The organism is Gilliamella sp. B2717, assembly GCF_026536675.1.
Taxonomy (GTDB): Bacteria; Pseudomonadota; Gammaproteobacteria; order Enterobacterales; family Orbaceae; genus Gilliamella; species Gilliamella apicola_I.
Window position 1 is genome coordinate 25,111 of record NZ_JAFNNQ010000092.1, and the last position, 19,460, is coordinate 44,570.

At 35.2% G+C, this 19,460-nt stretch carries 21 protein-coding genes; 9 read left to right on the forward strand and 12 right to left on the reverse strand.

What is annotated here, in order from left to right; genetic code table 11:
* Positions 1-10: 10 nt before the first annotated feature.
* Complete coding sequence (rapZ, locus tag J3U35_RS09135; protein WP_267360898.1) at positions 11-859, forward strand: RNase adapter RapZ; 849 nt, start codon at positions 11-13, stop codon at positions 857-859.
* Here the strand turns inward: rapZ and J3U35_RS09140 are convergent, their stop codons facing one another.
* Together J3U35_RS09140 and envC are read right to left on the reverse strand one after the other, a co-directional pair.
* Positions 860-1,681 (reverse strand): divergent polysaccharide deacetylase family protein, encoded by an 822-nt coding sequence (locus tag J3U35_RS09140; protein ID WP_267360900.1) that lies wholly within the window; start codon positions 1,679-1,681, stop codon positions 860-862.
* Entirely contained in the window at positions 1,678-2,886 is a 1,209-nt protein-coding gene (envC, locus tag J3U35_RS09145; RefSeq protein ID WP_267360902.1) for a murein hydrolase activator EnvC, read from the reverse strand. Before envC ends, J3U35_RS09140 begins: the two co-directional genes overlap by 4 nt.
* A 212-nt stretch (positions 2,887-3,098) precedes the next feature.
* On the opposite strand from envC, the gene glyQ reads away from it, so the two are divergent.
* The 3 genes from glyQ to ybaK all read left to right on the forward strand — a co-directional run bounded on the left by glyQ (position 3,099) and on the right by ybaK (position 7,566).
* Positions 3,099-4,034: a glycine--tRNA ligase subunit alpha gene (gene glyQ / locus J3U35_RS09150; protein ID WP_065558403.1), complete on the forward strand. Its 936-nt coding sequence runs from the start codon at positions 3,099-3,101 to the stop codon at positions 4,032-4,034.
* A gap of 8 nt (positions 4,035-4,042) precedes the next feature.
* Positions 4,043-6,115, forward strand: coding sequence for a glycine--tRNA ligase subunit beta (gene glyS / locus J3U35_RS09155; protein ID WP_416380694.1), 2,073 nt, complete (start codon positions 4,043-4,045; stop codon positions 6,113-6,115).
* Positions 6,116-7,080: 965 nt separating this feature from the next.
* Positions 7,081-7,566, forward strand: coding sequence for a Cys-tRNA(Pro) deacylase (ybaK, locus tag J3U35_RS09160; RefSeq protein WP_267350111.1), 486 nt, complete (start codon positions 7,081-7,083; stop codon positions 7,564-7,566).
* Between the two features lie 172 nt (positions 7,567-7,738).
* Here ybaK and J3U35_RS09165 read toward each other — a convergent pair whose 3' ends face one another.
* The 4 genes from J3U35_RS09165 to J3U35_RS09180 form a co-directional block, all read right to left on the reverse strand.
* Entirely contained in the window at positions 7,739-8,011 is a 273-nt protein-coding gene (locus J3U35_RS09165) for an HU family DNA-binding protein (protein WP_065558407.1), read from the reverse strand.
* 176 nt (positions 8,012-8,187) lie between these two features.
* Positions 8,188-8,781: a YjaG family protein gene (locus J3U35_RS09170; RefSeq protein ID WP_267360906.1), complete on the reverse strand. Its 594-nt coding sequence runs from the start codon at positions 8,779-8,781 to the stop codon at positions 8,188-8,190.
* The gene (gene hemE, locus J3U35_RS09175; RefSeq protein WP_267360908.1) at positions 8,774-9,847 is read right to left on the reverse strand and encodes a uroporphyrinogen decarboxylase; all 1,074 of its coding nucleotides are present in this window, start codon (positions 9,845-9,847) and stop codon (positions 8,774-8,776) included. Before hemE ends, J3U35_RS09170 begins: the two co-directional genes overlap by 8 nt.
* 89 nt (positions 9,848-9,936) lie before the next feature.
* Positions 9,937-10,836, reverse strand: a complete 900-nt coding sequence (locus J3U35_RS09180; RefSeq protein ID WP_065558410.1) for a LysR family transcriptional regulator ArgP — start codon at positions 10,834-10,836, stop codon at positions 9,937-9,939.
* Between the two features lie 208 nt (positions 10,837-11,044).
* Here J3U35_RS09180 and rpiA point away from each other — a divergent pair, with 208 nt between their 5' ends.
* A complete protein-coding gene (rpiA, locus tag J3U35_RS09185; protein WP_267360910.1) occupies positions 11,045-11,719 on the forward strand; it encodes a ribose-5-phosphate isomerase RpiA in 675 nt (224 codons plus the stop codon).
* Between the two features lie 59 nt (positions 11,720-11,778).
* A complete protein-coding gene (gene serA / locus J3U35_RS09190; RefSeq protein ID WP_267360912.1) occupies positions 11,779-13,020 on the forward strand; it encodes a phosphoglycerate dehydrogenase in 1,242 nt (413 codons plus the stop codon).
* Positions 13,021-13,159: 139 nt separating this feature from the next.
* On the opposite strand, the gene srlR is transcribed toward serA, so the two are convergent.
* The 6 genes from srlR to srlA all read right to left on the reverse strand — a co-directional run bounded on the left by srlR (position 13,160) and on the right by srlA (position 17,252).
* On the reverse strand, positions 13,160-13,939 hold the full coding sequence (srlR, locus tag J3U35_RS09195; protein WP_267350121.1) for a glucitol operon DNA-binding transcriptional repressor SrlR: 780 nt from the start codon (positions 13,937-13,939) through the stop codon (positions 13,160-13,162).
* Between the two features lie 102 nt (positions 13,940-14,041).
* Positions 14,042-14,413, reverse strand: a complete 372-nt coding sequence (locus J3U35_RS09200; protein ID WP_267360914.1) for a transcriptional regulator GutM — start codon at positions 14,411-14,413, stop codon at positions 14,042-14,044.
* 72 nt (positions 14,414-14,485) lie between these two features.
* Positions 14,486-15,265: a sorbitol-6-phosphate dehydrogenase gene (gene srlD, locus J3U35_RS09205; protein WP_267360916.1), complete on the reverse strand. Its 780-nt coding sequence runs from the start codon at positions 15,263-15,265 to the stop codon at positions 14,486-14,488.
* A gap of 10 nt (positions 15,266-15,275) precedes the next feature.
* Positions 15,276-15,644, reverse strand: a complete 369-nt coding sequence (locus tag J3U35_RS09210; protein ID WP_267360918.1) for a PTS glucitol/sorbitol transporter subunit IIA — start codon at positions 15,642-15,644, stop codon at positions 15,276-15,278.
* Positions 15,645-15,668: 24 nt separating this feature from the next.
* Positions 15,669-16,676, reverse strand: coding sequence for a PTS glucitol/sorbitol transporter subunit IIB (locus tag J3U35_RS09215; RefSeq protein ID WP_324123839.1), 1,008 nt, complete (start codon positions 16,674-16,676; stop codon positions 15,669-15,671).
* 27 nt (positions 16,677-16,703) lie between these two features.
* A complete protein-coding gene (gene srlA, locus J3U35_RS09220) occupies positions 16,704-17,252 on the reverse strand; it encodes a glucitol/sorbitol-specific PTS transporter subunit IIC (RefSeq protein WP_267350127.1) in 549 nt (182 codons plus the stop codon).
* Between the two features lie 274 nt (positions 17,253-17,526).
* Here srlA and J3U35_RS09225 point away from each other — a divergent pair, with 274 nt between their 5' ends.
* The 3 genes from J3U35_RS09225 to mutH all read left to right on the forward strand — a co-directional run bounded on the left by J3U35_RS09225 (position 17,527) and on the right by mutH (position 19,459).
* Positions 17,527-18,111: a Dps family protein gene (locus J3U35_RS09225; protein ID WP_065558418.1), complete on the forward strand. Its 585-nt coding sequence runs from the start codon at positions 17,527-17,529 to the stop codon at positions 18,109-18,111.
* 79 nt (positions 18,112-18,190) lie between these two features.
* A complete protein-coding gene (locus J3U35_RS09230) occupies positions 18,191-18,739 on the forward strand; it encodes an NADPH-dependent FMN reductase (protein WP_267360920.1) in 549 nt (182 codons plus the stop codon).
* Between the two features lie 51 nt (positions 18,740-18,790).
* Positions 18,791-19,459, forward strand: a complete 669-nt coding sequence (gene mutH / locus J3U35_RS09235; protein ID WP_267360922.1) for a DNA mismatch repair endonuclease MutH — start codon at positions 18,791-18,793, stop codon at positions 19,457-19,459.
* Position 19,460 lies beyond the last annotated feature (1 nt).

Below are 19,460 nucleotides of genomic sequence, written 5' to 3' on the forward strand. Positions count from 1 at the left end.
AGTTGAAATTGTGATCCTACTGATAGTAAGTGGCCGTTCAGGTTCAGGAAAATCGATTGCATTACGTGCGTTAGAAGACATGGGTTTTTATTGTGTTGATAATATTCCTGTTGCTTTATTACCACAATTAGCTGATTCACTCAAAAATAATAAAACCCCTGTTGCTGTGAGTATTGATATCCGTAATTTACCAATCAATTTTGATTTTGATAAAGATATATTTCAACGTTTACCTCAATCTGTTTCGCCTGAGATAATTTTTTTTGATTGTAGCCGTAATACGCTTATCCGTCGTTATAGTGAAACAAGACGAATTCACCCATTGGCTAATCAGCAATTTTCCCTTGAAGAAGCCATCGATCAAGAAGAAAAGTATTTAGAACCCTTAAAATCTCATGCTAGTTTAATGATTAATACTGATAATCTTTCCGTGCATGAATTATCAGATATTTTACGATCTCGTATTTTAGGCAAAAAAGAGCGTGAACTCACCATGATTTTTGAATCATTTGGTTTTAAGCATGGTTTACCGGTGGATGCAGATTTTGTCTTTGATGTTCGTTTTTTACCGAATCCACACTGGGATGTATCGTTAAGACCACTAACAGGATTAGATGATCCGGTCAAAAACTATCTATTAAAACATAATGAAGTGACCAATTTTATTTATCAAACTGCAGATTATTTAAAAAATTGGTTACCAATGTTAGAGAAAAACAATCGAAGTTATTTAACTATTGCAATTGGTTGCACAGGTGGTCAACACCGTTCCGTGTTCATTGCTGACCAGTTAGCTGATATTTTTCGAACTCAAAATAAACAAGTCCAAGTCCGTCACCGTACTTTAGAGAAGAAGTAATTATTGCTGAATTATTGATAAATAATAGATTTCATAACCTATTTTTTCAAATATTTTGTATATATCTTTGAAGGTTAATGTTGGTTTTTCGGGTAAGGACTCTGGATGAATTAATTGACTAAGTTTAACAAGTTGTATATCTGAAGGTAATTCGGACAGCTTTTTTGTTAAGACGTTCACCGTTTGTGGATAAGGATGACCAATAACAATTGCTTGCCCCTTTTTTCGGGCTAATTCAATAGCAATATCAAATTGGTAAGCAATGGCATTTTCATTCTGTTTATCATCAAGAAAAACATCTCGTACAAGAACAGGTATATTATAGTTTTGAGCCGCATTCATTACCTGCGTTTTACCTATTGTTTTGCTGTCTAAATAGAAGAATGAATAATGGCTAAGTGCTTTCATAACATGCTCCATACCTTTAAGGTCAGATGTCATTAAACTTCCCATATGATTATTCACGCCAATTGCATAAGGTACGCGCTCAACAGCATTGGCAATAATTTGATTAACTTCTTCTTCCCCCATATAAGGAAATAGTGTCTCTTTTTCTAATGGTTGTTTAGATAATGGTGCCATGGGTAAGTGAATAATCACCTCATTACCTTGTTTGTTTGCTAAGGTAGACATCTGTTTGGCATGGGGTGAATAAGGCAAGACTGCAATCGTAATATTAGGTGATAGTGAAATAATTTTTTGTTCATTTTGCTGACGATAACCGAAGTCATCAATAACAATAGCCAGTTGTGAAGCAAGTCCATTATTAATAGGGAATAATAACAGACTCATAAAAACTAAACTTACACAGCGTACAATCATTTTAACCATCCACTCGGATCTAGCGCTTTACCATCACGCCGAATTTCAAAATAAAGTCCGGGATTATTTTGACCACCACTCGAGCCAACAATTGCAATTGATTGACCGGTTTTAATTTTATCCCCAACTCCCACTAAAACACGCTGATTATATCCATATAAGCTCATGTCGCCTTTTCCGTGCTCCAAAACCACCATAAATCCATAGCCTTGTAGCCAACTGGCTAATAACACTCTTCCATCAGCAATTGCTTTGACTGTCACACCATTTTTCGCATTAATGACCATACCTTTCCAGTATAATTCGCCCTGTAATGCCTCACCAAATCGATGTGCCACACTCCCACTTACCGGCCAATTAAATTGATGAGCCGGTTTGCCAATACCACTCACTCTTGCCATGAGTGATTGTTCATCTGAGCTCAGTGTATAGTTATTATTTTTTTGTTTTTCTTCAATACTTTTAGCTTGCCTTGCCTCTTCTTCTGCAATACGTTGGCTTTCTTTTTCTGCTTGAGCGATTTTTGCTTGCAACTTCGCTTCGTTTTCACGTAGTTGCGCTAATTTTTGTTGATTCTGTTGCATAGATGATTCAAGCGATACTATCGTTTTTTTACGATTTTGACGATTTTTTTCAAGTCTCAATTGTTCTTGCTTTTGTCTATTTTGTAATACTTTATGAGAGGACTCTTTTTTTTGCAAAGCAGCTTTTTTTTCACTTAATTGTAATTGGGTCTGTTTAAGCTCATTAATTAATTGCTCTCGAGCTTGGTTAATGTATCCGTAATACTGAATAATTCGTTCGTTACGTTCACCCTTTTCCCCCGAAAATACCAGTTCTAATCCGCTATTTTTACCAATTTTAAATGCACCAATTAATTGTTTAGCTAACACTGCTCGTTGCTGTGTTTGCTTATTAACCAGCTCATCTATCTGGTCAATCATTATATGAATTTCTTGATTAAGTTTTTTTAACGATAAATCATTTTTTTCAATTGAGGTCAACAAAATTGCTATTTCGGTTTCTTGCTGTTTAAGGTCTTTGACTAATTGAGTGCGTTGTTTATTTTGTTCTGCTATTCGATTTTCTTGTTCTTCAATTGAACGACGCAAAGACTCTAGCCTCTGATTATCATCAGCGTGCAAAAAACTAACATTGATTAATGTTATAAAAATAACGACAACAATTTTTTGATAAATAGACATGGTGTTTTATTTTAGATTTATTACCAAGCAATAATGATAATGTCACTATACCGACAAATAGGTAAAGATGCAAAATGTAAACCACATTAAGATAGTTAAGTAATATATTATGATATGAAGCGATTAGACATTTCACAAGCACTCATAAAAAGTATAAAATACAGCACTGTTTTAAATATCGAAAAAATCAATTCAACCATAAAGACAACATCATGCAAAAGTTTAATGTCAAAACCTTTCAAGGTTTAATACTTACGTTACAAGATTACTGGGCTAATCAAGGTTGTACAGTGATTCAACCCTTAGATATGGAAGTGGGTGCAGGTACATCACATCCAATGACCTGTTTACGTGCGCTTGGACCTGAGCCAATTAATGCTGCTTATGTTCAGCCTTCTCGTCGCCCTACTGATGGTCGTTATGGTGAAAATCCAAATAGGCTACAACATTATTATCAATTCCAAGTTATTTTAAAACCTTCACCCGATAATATCCAAGAACTTTATTTAGGTTCGTTAAAGGAGCTTGGTCTAGATCCAACAATCAATGATATTCGCTTTGTTGAAGACAATTGGGAAAACCCAACTTTAGGTGCCTGGGGGCTTGGCTGGGAAGTGTGGTTAAATGGTATGGAAGTAACCCAATTTACTTATTTTCAACAAGTCGGTGGACTTGAATGTAAGCCAGTAACAGGTGAAATAACGTATGGTTTGGAACGACTAGCCATGTATATTCAAGGCGTCGATAGTGTTTACGATTTGATTTGGAGTGATGGAGCATTCGGTAAAACGACTTATGGCGATGTTTTCCATCAAAACGAAGTTGAACAATCAACTTATAATTTTGAATATGCGAATACTGACTTCTTATTTTACTGTTTTGAACAACACGAAAAAGAAGCAAAATTTTTGCTTGAGTTAGAAAAGCCACTTCCTTTACCAGCTTATGAACGTATTTTAAAGGCCGCTCACTGTTTTAATTTACTTGATGCCCGTAAAGCCATTTCGGTTACAGAGCGACAACGCTATATATTACGTATTCGAACATTAACTAAAATGGTTGCTGAAGCCTATTATGCATCACGTGAAGCGCTCGGTTTCCCTATGTGCCAAAATTCACCTTCAAGCGAAAGTGCATCATCTAAGTAGGAATATATATTATGCAAAAAACATTTTTAGTGGAAATTGGTACAGAAGAGTTACCACCAAAATCGCTCCGAACTTTGGCTGAAAGTTTTGCGGCTAATTTTATCGAACAACTGGATAATGCAAATTTAGAACATGGTGAAGTCCTTTGGTATGCATCACCAAGACGTTTAGCATTGAAAGTATTAAATCTGAATGATACTCAACCTGATAGCCAAATCGTTAAACGAGGCCCCGCAGTAAGTGCAGCATTCGATCAAGCAGGAAATCCAACAAAAGCCGCAGAAGGTTGGGCTCGTGGTTGTGGTATTACGGTTGATCAAGCAGAACGAATACAAACAGATAAAGGGGAATGGCTTTCTTATACACAAAATCAAAAAGGACAGCCTGTTGTCAATTTGTTATGTGATATGGTTAAAAATGCTTTAAGCAAATTACCAATACCAAAACCAATGCGCTGGGCAGCCCGTCAAGTTGAATTTATTCGCCCAAGCCATACTGTGACGATGTTATATGGTGATGAACTGGTACCCGGTACTATTTTAGACATTGATTCCGCACGGGTGATCCGTGGACACCGTTTTATGGGTGAACAGGAGTTTACTATCGATAATGCCGATCAATATCCTGAAATTTTAGAACAACGCGGTAAAGTTATTGCTGATTATGATAAACGTAAATTAATTATCCAACAACAAGCAGAAGCCGCAGCGGCAAAACTTAATGGTAAAGCGGATTTAACAGACAGTTTATTAGAAGAAGTCTCTTCATTGGTTGAGTGGCCTGTTGTTTTAACAGCAAAATTTGAAGAACGTTTTTTAGACGTCCCTGCCGAATCACTTGTTTATACTATGAAAGGCGATCAAAAATACTTCCCTGTTTATGATAAACAAGGAAAATTGCTACCGAATTTTATTTTTGTTGCTAATATTGAGTCAAAAGATCCGCAAGTGGTCATTGCTGGTAATGAAAAAGTGGTTCGTCCACGTTTAGCCGATGCTGAGTTTTTCTATAAAACAGATTTAAAACAGCGTTTAGAAGATCGCTTACCTCGCCTTGAAACGGTATTATTTCAACAACAGTTGGGTACTGTAAAAGATAAAGCATTACGTATTGAATCATTGTCAGGTTTCATTGCTGAGCAAATTGGTGCAGATGTAGCGCAAGCAAAACGTGCAGGCAAATTGACTAAATGCGATTTAGTCACGAACACTGTTTTCGAGTTTCCTGAAACGCAAGGGATTATGGGACGTTATTTAGCCCTTAAAGATGGTGAAAGTGTTGAAGTCGCCACCGCCATAGAAGAACAGTATAAACCTCGTTTTTCCGGTGATGAGTTACCAAGTACAGCTGTTTCTTGTGCTGTTTCAATCGCTGAAAAAATGGATACTTTAGCCGGTATTTTTGGTATTGGGCAACACCCTAAAGGCGATAAAGATCCCTTTGCTCTGCGACGTGCGACTATTGGTGTGCTAAGAATCATTGTGGAAAAAAACTTACCGTTAGATCTTATTGCGTTATCTGAATTTGCCGTTTCATTATATGGTGATAAATTAAATAACCAAAATGTTGTAACTGATATTGTTAGTTTTATGCAGGGTCGTTTTCGTGCTTGGTATCAAGAACTTGGTTTCACCATTGATACTATTCAAGCCGTATTGGCTCTTAATCCTACCAAACCAGCCGATTTTGATGCGCGTGTAAAAGCCGTAACACATTTTAGAACACTGCCAGAAGCATCATCATTAGCTGAAGCAAATAAACGAGTATCGAATATATTGTCTAAAGCAGAACTAGCAATTCCTGATAGTGTTAATGCTTCATTGCTTGAAGCCGGTGCAGAAGGAGAGTTAGCAAAACATGTTGCGGTGTTAATGGATAAATTAGCCCCATATTTTAATCAAGGACGGTATCAAGATGCCCTCGTTGAGTTATCTACGCTTAAAGCACCCGTTGATGAATTTTTTGCTTCAGTTATGGTCATGGTTAATGATGAAAAAATAAAACTTAATCGTTTATCATTATTGAAAAAACTACAAAGTTTATTTTTAAAAGTTGCAGATATCTCATTATTACAATCATAATAAATATATATCAACACTTGTGGTAGCCTTTTTTGGTTACCACTTAATGACTTAGAGCTAAAAAATGCAAACCGAATTATCCTTTTCTCGATTGTTAAATGAAACAATTAATTTTATTAGAAATCGTTTTCAGCCAATCATTATCATCTGTTTTTTAATCAGTGCCACTACCACACCAATTTTAAATAATTTATTTGATAAACAACTTTTTCAGCAATTATCTAACCAATCTCTCTATGCCGTGTTATTGCAATTATTAAAACCAGCAATGATTTATATGGTGATAAATTTTATGACACAGGCGATTATACTTGCTGTGATATATAATTATTCAATCAGCAATAAATTTAATTTCAATTTAATATTGTCCCGTTTGTTACCAAACATATTAAATTTAATCGGTTTAAATTTAGTTTGTGCATGTTTAATCGTTACTGGGTTAATATTTATGTTATTAATATGCTCAGTTTTGAATCTGATTTTACCCATCCAAATCATGAATCTTTTAATTTTAACGGTCACGATTGTTGTTATGATTGTTATATCGATAGTTTATTTCCAATTCAATAGTTTAATTATTGAACCTTCAACAAAAGATTTTTTCCAAAAATTTATAGACTGTTTTACACACACGCTAATGTATTGGCGATTAACCTTACCAATGTTTTTAATCTACTTTTTAGCTATATTTTTATTGTCACATTGGGCAATTTCAATTACATCGCTGATGATAAATATTATCTATTCAACAATAATAATATTTGCAAATATCTTTATGATATGTTTCCTTTATCGTCTCAATATGCTATTAAAAAACCAGCATAAAACCCAGTAAAAAACAAAGCAAAATATCAATTAATTATTTAAAATTATCCACTATTCTTTTTAATCACTCTATTAAAAAATTTATAGAGTGATTAAAATTAAATGATACCCTATCATTTTGAATTACAGGGGATATTGATATGACACCAGCGATTAACCAACTAAAAAAATTAAAAATTCAATTTAAAATTCATCAATATGAACACGACCCTAATACAACTAATTACGGTCAAGAAGCTGTCAATAAACTTGATCCAACATTAAATGTGATTGCCGATCAAATTTTTAAAACGCTTGTTGTAAGTTTAAACAACAATGACAAAACGTTAGCTGTTTGCGTATTACCTGTTAATAAACATTTAGATCTTAAAAAAGTAGCAAAAGCATTTAACTGTAAAAAGATTGATTTAACTCATCCTAATATAGCTGAAAAAACGACAGGCTATTTGGTTGGAGGAATCAGTCCATTAGGTCAGAAAAAACGTCTACCCACATTAATTGATATTAGCGCAAATTATTTAAACACTATGCTGGTATCAGGCGGAAAAAGAGGATTAGAAATTGAAATGGCACCTAGTGATTTACTTACAGTATTAAATGCTAAATTTATAGAAATTACATCTTAGCTTAATTAAATAATATTAACTAACAAACACAGATTAAATGTAAGATAATTTAAACGCATTGTAATGCATTGATACGTTTTAATCATTTTTTTAAATAGAAAGGTCATGAAACGATGTTCCATGACCTAGCGTTATTAATTGTCAAAAAAACATTTTCGACAATTTAAAAAAACTATTTGATTGCTTCTTTAAGACTTTTACCTGATACGAAAGCAGGTACTTTGCTTGCAGCAATTTTGATTTCTTTACCGGTTTTAGGATTACGACCCGTGCGTGCTTTACGAGCATTAACTTTAAATGTACCGAAACCAACTAATTGTACTGGTTCGCCAGCTTTTAATGATTCAGTAATAGCTGCTAATGTAGCTTCTAACGCAGTTTTAGCTGCAACTTTAGTAATATCAGCTTTACTAGCAATTGCATCGACAAGTTCTGTTTTATTCATGGAAATATCCTTACATATTTATTTTATTGTTAAAGTTAACATAATAAAGAAAGTTAATTACATAACTTTCCAACTGTAAACAACATTTAGGTTACATTACTATTAAATGTAGTCTATATTGCTCTAATATAAAAGAAAAATTTATTAAAAAATAAAAAAATCATGGCTGGAACGCTTTAATTGCTTAAAAAAACACCAATATTGCTCATTTGTGACGTTCGAATTTCTGCTTTTAGACCTTTTATTAAATCTTCCATTTCATTTTTTTCATCGCGTAATAATCGGAAAATTTCCCATTGCAAATCAAATTCATCAATTACACTAGGTAATTGCTGTTGTTCATCCTCTGAAAGTAAAATATTTTCTTTTGTCATCTCAAATTCAGCAATAGTTGTCGCTGAGATACTACTTACTTTAGCGGTGTGTTCAGCAATATCACCACTTAAATACGAGTGTAACAACTCGCTAAGTGCCTGACATGCATCAATAGCAGGATAGACCATATAAGGGCTTTCATTAGTAAAAACAGGAATGATAGCTTCTAATTTTTCTAGCTGTAAATCAAAGTTTATTTTTACATCATAGACTAATAAGGATTCCCATATTAAATCAAGTATTTTTTTGTAATTTTTACTATCTTCTTGATTATCAACTTGTTTGCAGTAGTAAACAAAGTTAGGGTACATTCGTTCACACAAACAAATCATAAATAAACGTTGTTGCCATTCAGGCAATTTTTCCATTCTTAATTGAATTGGGTTTTTAATCATGATGAAACCTTTTTGATTGACGATGAACCGCGTCAATTAAATATTGTACATGTTCTAGCGGAATATCTTGATGAATACCATGTCCTAAATTAAAAACATGCCCATTATGATAGCCAAATTCCGATAACACAGCATCTACATTCGCTTCGATTATTTGCTTATCAGCATATAATACTGAAGGATCAAGATTACCTTGTACCGCTATTTGTCCTTTTTGTGGCACGTTACTTAGATCAACTGTCCAATCAACACCTATCGCATCACATCCCGAGTTTATAATATTTTCTAGCCATAATCCGCCACCTTTAGTAAATAAGGTTACAGGTACATAAGAAGTGATATTTTGACTCTTTTTACCTTGTTTTAATTGCGATAAGATTAATTTCATATAATCTAATGAAAACGTTTGATAGCTTTGATGACTTAGCACCCCGCCCCAAGTATCAAATATCATTATCGACTGCGCTCCGGCTTCAATTTGGGCATTTAAATATATAGCGACACTGTTAGCCAGTTTTTCAAGTAATAGGTGCAGTGCTTTAGGATCACTATACAGCATTTTTTTTATTTTAGTAAAAGCTTTACTGCTACCACCTTCAATCATATAAGTAGCAAGTGTCCACGGACTACCCGAAAATCCAATTAATGGTACTGTTCCGTCGAGTTCTTTTTTGGTTAGCCGAATGGCATCCATCACATATCTTAATGATTGCTCTGGGTCAGGAATGGGAAGTCGCTGAATATCAGATAGACACTGAATTGATTGCTTAAATTTAGGACCTTCTCCCGTCTCAAAATACAAACCAAGCCCCATTGCATCAGGAATAGTTAATATATCAGAAAAAATAATGGCGGCATCAAGATCAAATCTTTTCAGTGGCTGTAAAGTCACTTCACAAGCTAAATCGGGAGTTTGACACATCGTCATAAAATCCCCTGCTTTAGCTCTTAAATCACGATATTCAGGTAAATAACGCCCAGCTTGGCGCATCATCCACACAGGCGTGTAATCAACAGGTAAACACTGTAAAGCTCGTAAATAACGATCATTTTTTAGTTGATACATAGCATCGACTCTTTTAGTTGTTATGACAATTGATCCAAACGTTTAAAGTTAACATGTTATTTTAGCATCTTATATGCTTATATAATCGATTATTTATGAGGTTGAGAGAGCACATTTTGTGCATAACGAATCAATGTTTCAGAAATATTTTGCATCACACTACTTTCAGGGGCAAATCGATGCCAATAAAGCATTCGTCTTTGATAAAGACCTTCTGTCAAATTGACAAGTTCTCCCGTTTTCAACTCTTGTTCAACTTGAAGTTTTGGTAACATACAACAAGCCGAACCTTGTTTGGCTAGCTGAACAAATGCTTCAGAAGAACTGGTTATATGACATACGACACTTCCTGGCGTAAGATTAAAATTCTCTTGTAAAAAAGCTTGATGCATATCATCTAAATGGTCAAAAGCTACCGCTGGTGCTTTTAACAAGGAAGAACGGGTAACCCCATTAGGAAAATATTTTTTAGCAAAATCTGGCGACGCAACAAAAATATAGTCTAAGGCGCCTAACATATCTGACAAGCAACCCGGTAATGGATTGGCTTGAATACTGATTGCGGCCACAACCGTACCAAGTCGCAATAATTCTAATGTATGCTCTTCATCTTTAACTTGGATATCAAAACGTAAAATGTTTTTATCTAACACGGGTTTTAACGCAGGTAAAAGCCAGGTTGCGAGTGAATCCGCGTTGATTGCAATCGATAACGACAATGGTGTCGGATTTTGATCGTTATCGCCTAACCATTGTTGTTCGAGTAATTCTACTTGATGCAATAAACCTAAAAGATGTTCCCCTTGCTTGGTCGCTTTGGGCGGAATGGTTCTGACTAAAAGCTGCTGACCAAAAAAACTTTCAAGTTGCTTGATGCGTTGTGAAACCGCCGGTTGTGTAATACACAATTTATCGGCTGCTCTTTCAAAACCTCGCTCTTTTATTACTGCATCTAATGCTTGTAATGCTCTATAATCTGGACGCTTCATAATCTCTTTACGAATAATGGGATCTTTGCTTGAATACTCAAACCTTTTAGAACCGGCTAATTTTTTAAATAGATCTAAAACTTAATATATTTTATTAAAATACTAATGATTTTTGCTTTCCAAACGGTTACTATGCCATATCTTCAGTAATTTTGCTTTCAAAATTTTATTTTTTTGAATAAAAATTATTTAAAACTACGGTGATATTATGACGCAAGATGAATTAAAAAAAGCGGTCGGCTGGTCTGCTTTAAAGTTTGTAAAACCCAACTCATTAGTTGGAGTTGGAACAGGGTCAACAGCCGCACATTTTATTGATGCTTTAGCAACGATTAAAGGTCAAATTAAAGGAACGGTTTCAAGTTCAGAAGCTTCCACCCAAAAACTACTCAGCTATGGTATCCCCGTACTTGATTGTAATGAAGTCGATAGTTTGGATGTTTATGTTGATGGCGCAGATGAAATTAATTATCAGATGCAGATGATAAAAGGTGGAGGAGCTGCACTCACGCGCGAAAAAATTGTTTCAGCATTGGCTAAACAGTTTATTTGTATTGTTGATGAATCAAAAGTTGTCAATGTATTAGGTAAATTTCCTTTACCCATTGAAGTCATTCCAATGGCTAGATCATACGTTGCACGTGAGTTATTTAAACTGGGTGGAAAACCCGTTTATCGTCAGGGCGTGGTGACTGATAATGGCAATGTTATTTTAGACATTCATGATTTAGTCATCACAAACCCAATTGAATTAGAAAATTGTATTAATAATATTCCAGGTGTCGTCACAGTTGGTTTGTTTGCTAACCGAGGTGCAAACATTGCATTAGTGGGTTCAAGTTCAGGTGTCAAAGAGTTAACATTAAACCATTGTTCAAATTAAATTGAGTGTTATTATTAAAGTTTTACGCATTGATGTGGTATATGGAAAGAGAGGAAAAGATGGTTGTTCAGGCTTTAACTAAAGATGAAAATAAGTTTTTATTACTTGAAGGTGTTCACCCTAGTGCCGTTGAGGTACTCAAATCTGCAGGTTTTACAAATATAGAATATCTTAAAAGCGCCTTATCACCTACCGAACTTAAAACAGCCTTAAAAGATGTCCGCTTCATAGGAATTCGCTCAAGAACTCATTTAACCGAAGATATTATTAATTCAGCACCTAAATTAGCTGGTATTGGTTGTTTTTGTATAGGCACGAATCAAGTTGATCTCGATGCTGCAACTGTTAAAGGTATTCCTGTTTTTAACGCTCCATTTTCGAATACGCGATCTGTTGCTGAACTTGTTTTAGCCGAAGCCATATTATTACTTCGACGAGTACCAGAAGCCAATGCTCAAGCTCATCAAGGTAAATGGAATAAAATAGCGACGGGATCTCATGAAGCTAGAGGTAAAAATCTAGGTATTATTGGCTATGGTCACATAGGTAGCCAATTAAGTATATTGGCTGAATCATTGGGAATGAATGTCTATTTTTATGATATTGAAACAAAATTACCTTTAGGCAATGCAAAACAGGTAGCAAGCATGAATGAATTACTCGCAATGAGTGATATTGTCAGTATGCATGTCCCTGAAAACCCAACCACAATCAGAATGATCAGCAAAAATGAGATCCATCAAATGAAATCAGGTGCGATATTAATTAATGCATCACGCGGTAAAGTTATCGATCTTGATGCATTAACTGATGCTTTAAAAGCCAATAAAATTAGTGGTGCCGCCATTGATGTATTTCCGACCGAACCAGCAAGTAATAATGATCCATTTGAATCGCCATTATGTGAATTCGATAATGTCATTATCACTCCGCATATTGGTGGTTCTACCAGCGAAGCTCAAGAAAACATTGGTATCGAAGTGGCGACTAAATTGGCTAAATATTCCGACACAGGTGCGACCCTGTCAGCTGTTAATTTTCCTGAAGCTTCTTTACCTATTCCGGCTAAAGGATCGAGTCGATTTATCAATATTCACCATAATCAACCCGGTGTATTAACCGCAATCAATACTTTGTTTGCAGAACAAGGTTTAAATATTTCGGCTCAATACCTACAAACGGATCCTAAAATTGGCTATGTAGTTATTGATATCGATAGGGTTGAACAAAGTAAAGCTGAAGAGTTATTAATTAAACTCAAAAATGTCGCAGGGACTATCAGAGCAAGATTACTATTTTAACTAAAGAAAATTATCAATTAAAGGGTTATTGATCATGGGTTTTGGTTTCTAACGTATCTCAATATATATATTGAGATTACGTAAGAAGCCAAATACTCCAGAAATTTAATTCCACATTCAATCAAACTTTAGTATTAATCTATTTATCAACTACTTTAACTTTAATAACATTGATACCCCGTTGTATCAAAGCATCATAATATTTATCATCTAAATGATCATCAGTGATGATAGTATCCACTGCATCTAAATCACAAACAACATTTGGGCTTCGTCGTCCAAACTTTGAAGAATCCGCTAATAAAATCAGTTTGGCAGCAGCTTTACTCATTGCCACACTACCGTGATAACTTTCATTAAAAGTGGTTACCCCACCAACCAAATCCACGCCATCAGCACCCATAAACAGTTTATCAAATGAATAGGATTCAAATGCTGCAATAGCTGAAGCATTATTACTATGAAACGAAGCGGATTTACGACGAAATGTGCCACCTGTTAATATAATATTTTGGTCATTATCATTAGCAACGAGCTCATTCACCATATGTAAGCTGTTGGTCATGATAGTTAAATTATTGAATTGAGCTAGCATAGGAATCATTTGTGCAACGGTACTTCCTGCATCAAAAATAACAGAATCCCCGTCATGAATAAGTGTTGCCGCTTCCTGTGCTATTGCTTTTTTTTGTGCCGTATTAATATAAGTTTTGTGATCAATCGCACGGTCACCAATTTCGCGATTTAACATTGCACCACCATAAGTCCGTAGTACAAGCCCACTTTCATAGAGTTGAGTAAGATCTTTTCGAATAGTGGTACCCGTCGTTTGAAAATGGGTAGCTAGCTCATCAACACTCACTTGCCCATTTTTTTGCAGATATTCTAAGATTGCAGTTTGTCGTTGCCTTACTTTCATGATTGGAGTCCATTATTACTGTTCAATAACAGAATTAATTTATTGTATAAAATATTATACTTCATCATGAAAGAAAATACTTTTCAAAATAAAAGATAGAGATTATTTATTTGCTTTTAATGCAAGAATCAAGGCGCTTTGTGATGCAAAATCATTGGGGAAAATGGTTTCAGGCATAATATCGGTAATATTTAGTCCCAATAATTGTGGTATTGGTATTGGTTTTGGCAATGCAAAAACGGTCACTCCTTTCATCCATACTGAATCAATCACTTTTTTATCGTGATCTAATGATAGCGCGATTAAAACTTTCGGTTTAAAACGTTGAGTTTGGCTACGACCAACACCTAAGTAAGTGCCTTTCTTCATCGATAAAAATGCTCGATTAAAACGACGAATTTGAAACCAGCCAAATATTATCTGTATACTCCAAGCAATTAGAGCCAATAAGGCTAACGTTGATGTCGTATCCATTATTCTCTCCTTTTAACCAGACCAGAAAAGAGATGTGCGAAAGGCATCGCTATACCTTCGCACCAAATTGAGTTAAAACATAACTTGTCCACCCGTAATATTAATTGATTGCCCTGTACAATATGATGCTTTATCGCTTGCATAAAATAACAATACGTTAAGCACATCTTGATAATCACAACCTCGTTTGAGTGGCACTTTATCAATATAAACTTGTTCAACTTGGTTTTCTGGTATACCAAGTTTTTTAGCATATTGTGGAATCAAGGATTGAAACATTGGCGATTTTAATAAGTTACCCAGCATCAATGAATTAACCGTAATTCCGTAGTCAGCAAGATCGAGTGCTAAAGATTGCGTTAATCCAACGCCACCAAATTTTGCGGCGCTGTACCCTGAATTGTGTTTGCTACCGACTTTGCCCGATTTAGAGTTAATTTGTATAATTCGACCGGCAGTTTTATATTTAATCATTAAATTAGCAAATTCACGTGCACATAAAAAATAACCAGTAAGATTAACATTGACGGATAATTGAAAGTCTTTCAATACAAAATGAGTAATGGGCGCAGCTTTAGCAACACCGGCACTGTAAACCATTAAATCAATTCGTTTAAATGTGTTATCAACCTCTTGAGCTAGCTGTCGCACGCTCTCCTCATTTGTTGCATCGACCCCAAAACCTTTTGCTGTTCCTACCCCATATTTTTTATTTATTACTTCAGCAACTTTATTTGCATTATCAATATTTAAATCTGCAACGGCAATTTTATACCCAGCATCAGCAATACCTTCAGATAAAAAAGCCCCTAAGGTTTGTCCACCACCTATAATGACTGCTACTTGTTTCATTTTCTGTTCCTTAAATAGTTAAAATTATAATTTCATCATCAATATTAAGTTGATTAGGTATTTCACCAGTAACATGCACTGACCCCGGTAATTCAGCTTCACGATTCCCATCAAATCTTAATGTGAGATGACCTAACTCTTTAAAATTGGTTGTGGCGACTTCCCCAACCGAAGTTATACGATAAGTGTGATTGCCTAATTGAATGCATTGCCCTATTTCAAGATTCTGCCTTAACTCGTCATGACTATGTATAAAGCAATAATCGGCTAAATCAGACGGTGCACCTTCTTTAAACAGGATTAGCATGCCATCTGCCAACGCTTCTTTGGCAAAGTCACCAATTTGTTTAACTTTTGAATGGTAGATAACTTTTGACATCTTTGACCTTCTCTATTCGTTTGCTTATTGATAAATAAATAACGACACTGCCCACGCAATTAAAACCGTTGGCGCGCCAGTTAAGAAACGACTGACTAAAACAGCGGGAACCCCAACACGCACGGTATCTTGTTTCGCTTCGGCAAGAGACAAACCGACAGGAATGAAATCACAAGCAGCTTGAGCATTAATGGCAAACAAAGCAGGTAAAGCTAAGTGTGGCGGAATATTACCAAGACCAATTTGAACACCAACTAACGTCCCGATGACTTGTGCAATAACCGCACCGGGTCCTAAAAATGGCGAAAGTAATGGAAAAGAACAAATAAGCGCTAGAATAACCAGACCAAGTGGATTATCAGCTAATGGAACTAAGCCATGAGCTATTAAATCACCTAATCCTGAGGCAATAATAATACCAATTAAGGCCGATACAAATGCCATAAACGGTAAAATAGTTTTAAGTACAGTTTCAATCGTATCTCGACCAGCTTGAAAGAATACGGCAACACCTGATCCCATACCGATACCGATTTTTGCTAATAAACCATCGCTTTGTTCGGTAATTTTTTTACTACTGTCATACTCTTTAAAATTATTTGTGTGCACTTTTTGATGTGAATTGTTTGTAACAGATGCTTTCTGGATGTCACTATCTATCTCTTTTTCAATCACACTAATATTATTGGATTTTACGGCTGAGACATAAATATCTTCCAAAATATATTGGGCAAGCGGTCCTGATTTACCTGTCGCATGAATATTAATCGTAGGCACTCTATTTTTAGGATAGATACCACATCTTAATGTGCCACCACAATCAATGACAGCAACCCCAATTTCATCCTTAGGCGGTTCCCCTTCTTTAAAACCATCAATAGCTTGCCAACCCGTTAATTTTTCTAAAGTATCAACAATTGCTGGTCGGGTACCTGCTGCAATGTAGACAATTTTTTTACCCGCTATAATTGGCAGCTCTAAAGGTCCACCCCAACCGGCTTCACCTTTTTCAATTCGAATAAATTTCATCATGTTCATTTCCTTGTTTATTCCTTTTAGTTATAGATGTACCTTTCGATCTAATTTAATGCCCATTTTTTTTTCAAAAATAGCAGTACAAAAATCAGTAATCCAACCTCTAAAAAAGTTGGTGAATAAGCCAACTAAAAAATAACTTACAGCCAATGGTCCTAAAGGAAGGTTTAAGGTTGTTAACCCGGCCGCGATACCTAAATAAACAAAAAGTTCACCGGGATTAACATGAGGAAATAGCCCATTCATTGAATGGCAGCTGTAAGATGATGCCGCATAATAACTAGGTTTATAAAACTCGGGCATAAAACGCCCTAGGCTAAGCGTCATCGGATTACAAAAAACAAATGTGCCTATTAAAGGTAACAATAAATATCGTGAAATAGGATTGCCTGCACAAGCTTGCGCTAAGCGCTCAATACGGTCTTGCCCAATGAATTTGATTACGGCATTCATAACCACTAACAGTGAAATTAACAGTGGTAATATTCCCGTAACCATACCGACAAACACTTTTCCACCTTCTTGAAATAAGCCGATAAACCATTCGGCTCCATATGAAATTGTATCAATCATAATTTCTCCTCATTAATTAAACTTCAAACAAAGAGTATCAATTTCAAAAACACAAAACTTTTAACCATGTCACAATTTGAAATAAATTCTTTTATTGTGAAAGAATTTATTTCAAATAATGCTTTATTTAGAATAAAAATAAGAATCATAGACTGCTGAAATAGCAGTAATAGTTAAAAATAGCTCATTTTGATTGGACTTTAGTTAAGACTTGGCGTAATTTGGTATAGGAAAGTTAAGCAATTTTTACAATTCACCTATAGGAGAATATTAGATGGCTAAAAGTACTACTTCCAAAAAAACGACTACAAAAAAACCGTTATCTGCCAAAAGTACAGCTACTGCAAAAAGACTACAACAATCTGCAATTTTATTTCCAACTGATTTAGGTCAAAAAGCGTCTAAAGATATCTCTGGAGCAATGAATTCTGTATTAGCAGATGTCTTTGCTTTGTATTTAAAAACTAAAAACTTCCATTGGCATGTCAGTGGTCCACATTTTCGTGATTACCATTTAATGTTAGACGATCATGGAGATCAACTATTTGCAATGACTGATCCGATTGCTGAACGTGTACGTAAATTGGGCGGAACAACGTTACGTTCAATTAGTCACATCTCTAAATTACAAAGTATTTCTGACAATAATGCAGATTTTGTTGAGCCGTCTGATATGCTTGCTGAACTTTGTCAAGATAATATTAGATTAACAGAACGAATGCGTGTTGCTCATGATATTTGTGATAAATATAATGATTCAGCAACAGCAAGCTTAATTGAAGAATGGATTGACCAATCAGAAAGACGAGCTTGGTTCCTATTTGAGACAGGACGTAAATTGGATTCATCAGGACATTAAAACACCGTAATGATCTGTAATTATTTTAAATAAGAGACACTCATGGTGTCTCTTTATTTTCAATTTAAGGGGACCCAAAATGAGTAAAAAAATTGCAGTACTCGTTGGTAGTTTACGTAAAGGTTCATATAATTTAAAAGTAGCTAAAATCCTTAAAGAAATTGCCCCTTCTTCACTTTCCTTATATTTAATCGAAATTGGCGATCTTCCCTTTTATAATGAAGATATTGATACCGATACCCCACCAGCATCTTACACTTTATTTCGCAACGAAATAGCGGATTGCCGAGGCGTGATTTTTGTCACACCTGAATATAACCGAGGTTTACCTGCTGTGATCAAAAATGCAATTGATGTCGGCTCACGTCCTTATGGTAAAAATGTCTGGGCAAAAAAACCAGCCGCAGTGATTTCGGTCTCACAAGGTGCAATTGGCGGTTTTGGCGCTAATCATCAACTACGTCAGTCACTAGTTTTTCTAGATATGCCAACCTTACAACAGCCTGAAGCTTATATTGGTGGTATCAGTGCCGCTTTCGATGTGAATGGCAATATTTCTGAAAAAACCCGAGAATTTCTTTCATCAATTATTCAAGCTTACGCAATATGGGTTGAAAAATTAAGCTAATCCTTTATTATTTTAGCTATATATATATTTATTTGATAGTATCGTTTCGAGATGGCAATATTTTTTCCAAGCAGTGAACAAGAGTTATTAGATCGAGCAAAACTTGTTGCTGGATATACATTTGGTGAAATTGCTCAATATTTAGGCATGCCAATTCCTGACAATTTGACTAAACAAAAAGGATGGGTTGGCAATCTTATTGAAACGTTTTTGGGAGCCAATGCCGGTAGTAAAGCTGAACGAGATTTTAGTAATTTGGGCATCGAACTAAAAACAATTCCAATTGATATGCATGGTAAACCATTAGAAACGACCTTTGTCAGTGTAGCACCATTAATGGCAAATCATGGTGTGATTTGGGAAACAAGCCATGTGAAATATAAATTATCTAAAGTACTTTGGATCCCAATCGAAGGGGAAAGATCTATCCCACTTGCCAATCGTAAAGTTGGCAGTCCTATTTTATGGATACCCTCAAAAGAACAAGAACAGCAACTCAAACAAGATTGGCAAGAACTGATGGATATGATTGCATTAGGTCATGTTGAAAGAATTACAGCACATTATGGCACATATTTACAAATAAGACCTAAAGCGGCAAACGGTAAAGCTTTAACCGAAGCGGTAGGAGAAAATGGTCAAACTATTTTAACACGTCCACGTGGTTTCTATCTTAAAAAGTCTTTCACCAAGCAAATTTTACACAATGCTACTTACTAAC

Excerpts from the sequence above, each read along its gene's own strand:
- J3U35_RS09140 (WP_267360900.1), bottom strand. The coding sequence starts at position 1,681 with ATGATTGTACGCTGTGTAAGTTTAGTTTTTATGAGTCTGTTATTATTC.
- envC (WP_267360902.1), bottom strand. The coding sequence starts at position 2,886 with ATGTCTATTTATCAAAAAATTGTTGTCGTTATTTTTATAACATTAATC.
- glyQ (WP_065558403.1), top strand. The coding sequence starts at position 3,099 with ATGCAAAAGTTTAATGTCAAAACCTTTCAAGGTTTAATACTTACGTTA.
- ybaK (WP_267350111.1), top strand. The coding sequence starts at position 7,081 with ATGACACCAGCGATTAACCAACTAAAAAAATTAAAAATTCAATTTAAA.
- J3U35_RS09165 (WP_065558407.1), bottom strand. The coding sequence starts at position 8,011 with ATGAATAAAACAGAACTTGTCGATGCAATTGCTAGTAAAGCTGATATT.
- J3U35_RS09170 (WP_267360906.1), bottom strand. The coding sequence starts at position 8,781 with ATGATTAAAAACCCAATTCAATTAAGAATGGAAAAATTGCCTGAATGG.
- hemE (WP_267360908.1), bottom strand. The coding sequence starts at position 9,847 with ATGTATCAACTAAAAAATGATCGTTATTTACGAGCTTTACAGTGTTTA.
- J3U35_RS09180 (WP_065558410.1), bottom strand. The coding sequence starts at position 10,836 with ATGAAGCGTCCAGATTATAGAGCATTACAAGCATTAGATGCAGTAATA.
- rpiA (WP_267360910.1), top strand. The coding sequence starts at position 11,045 with ATGACGCAAGATGAATTAAAAAAAGCGGTCGGCTGGTCTGCTTTAAAG.
- serA (WP_267360912.1), top strand. The coding sequence starts at position 11,779 with ATGGTTGTTCAGGCTTTAACTAAAGATGAAAATAAGTTTTTATTACTT.
- srlR (WP_267350121.1), bottom strand. The coding sequence starts at position 13,939 with ATGAAAGTAAGGCAACGACAAACTGCAATCTTAGAATATCTGCAAAAA.
- J3U35_RS09200 (WP_267360914.1), bottom strand. The coding sequence starts at position 14,413 with ATGGATACGACATCAACGTTAGCCTTATTGGCTCTAATTGCTTGGAGT.
- srlD (WP_267360916.1), bottom strand. The coding sequence starts at position 15,265 with ATGAAACAAGTAGCAGTCATTATAGGTGGTGGACAAACCTTAGGGGCT.
- J3U35_RS09210 (WP_267360918.1), bottom strand. The coding sequence starts at position 15,644 with ATGTCAAAAGTTATCTACCATTCAAAAGTTAAACAAATTGGTGACTTT.
- J3U35_RS09215 (WP_324123839.1), bottom strand. The coding sequence starts at position 16,676 with ATGATGAAATTTATTCGAATTGAAAAAGGTGAAGCCGGTTGGGGTGGA.
- srlA (WP_267350127.1), bottom strand. The coding sequence starts at position 17,252 with ATGATTGATACAATTTCATATGGAGCCGAATGGTTTATCGGCTTATTT.
- J3U35_RS09225 (WP_065558418.1), top strand. The coding sequence starts at position 17,527 with ATGGCTAAAAGTACTACTTCCAAAAAAACGACTACAAAAAAACCGTTA.
- J3U35_RS09230 (WP_267360920.1), top strand. The coding sequence starts at position 18,191 with ATGAGTAAAAAAATTGCAGTACTCGTTGGTAGTTTACGTAAAGGTTCA.
- mutH (WP_267360922.1), top strand. The coding sequence starts at position 18,791 with ATGGCAATATTTTTTCCAAGCAGTGAACAAGAGTTATTAGATCGAGCA.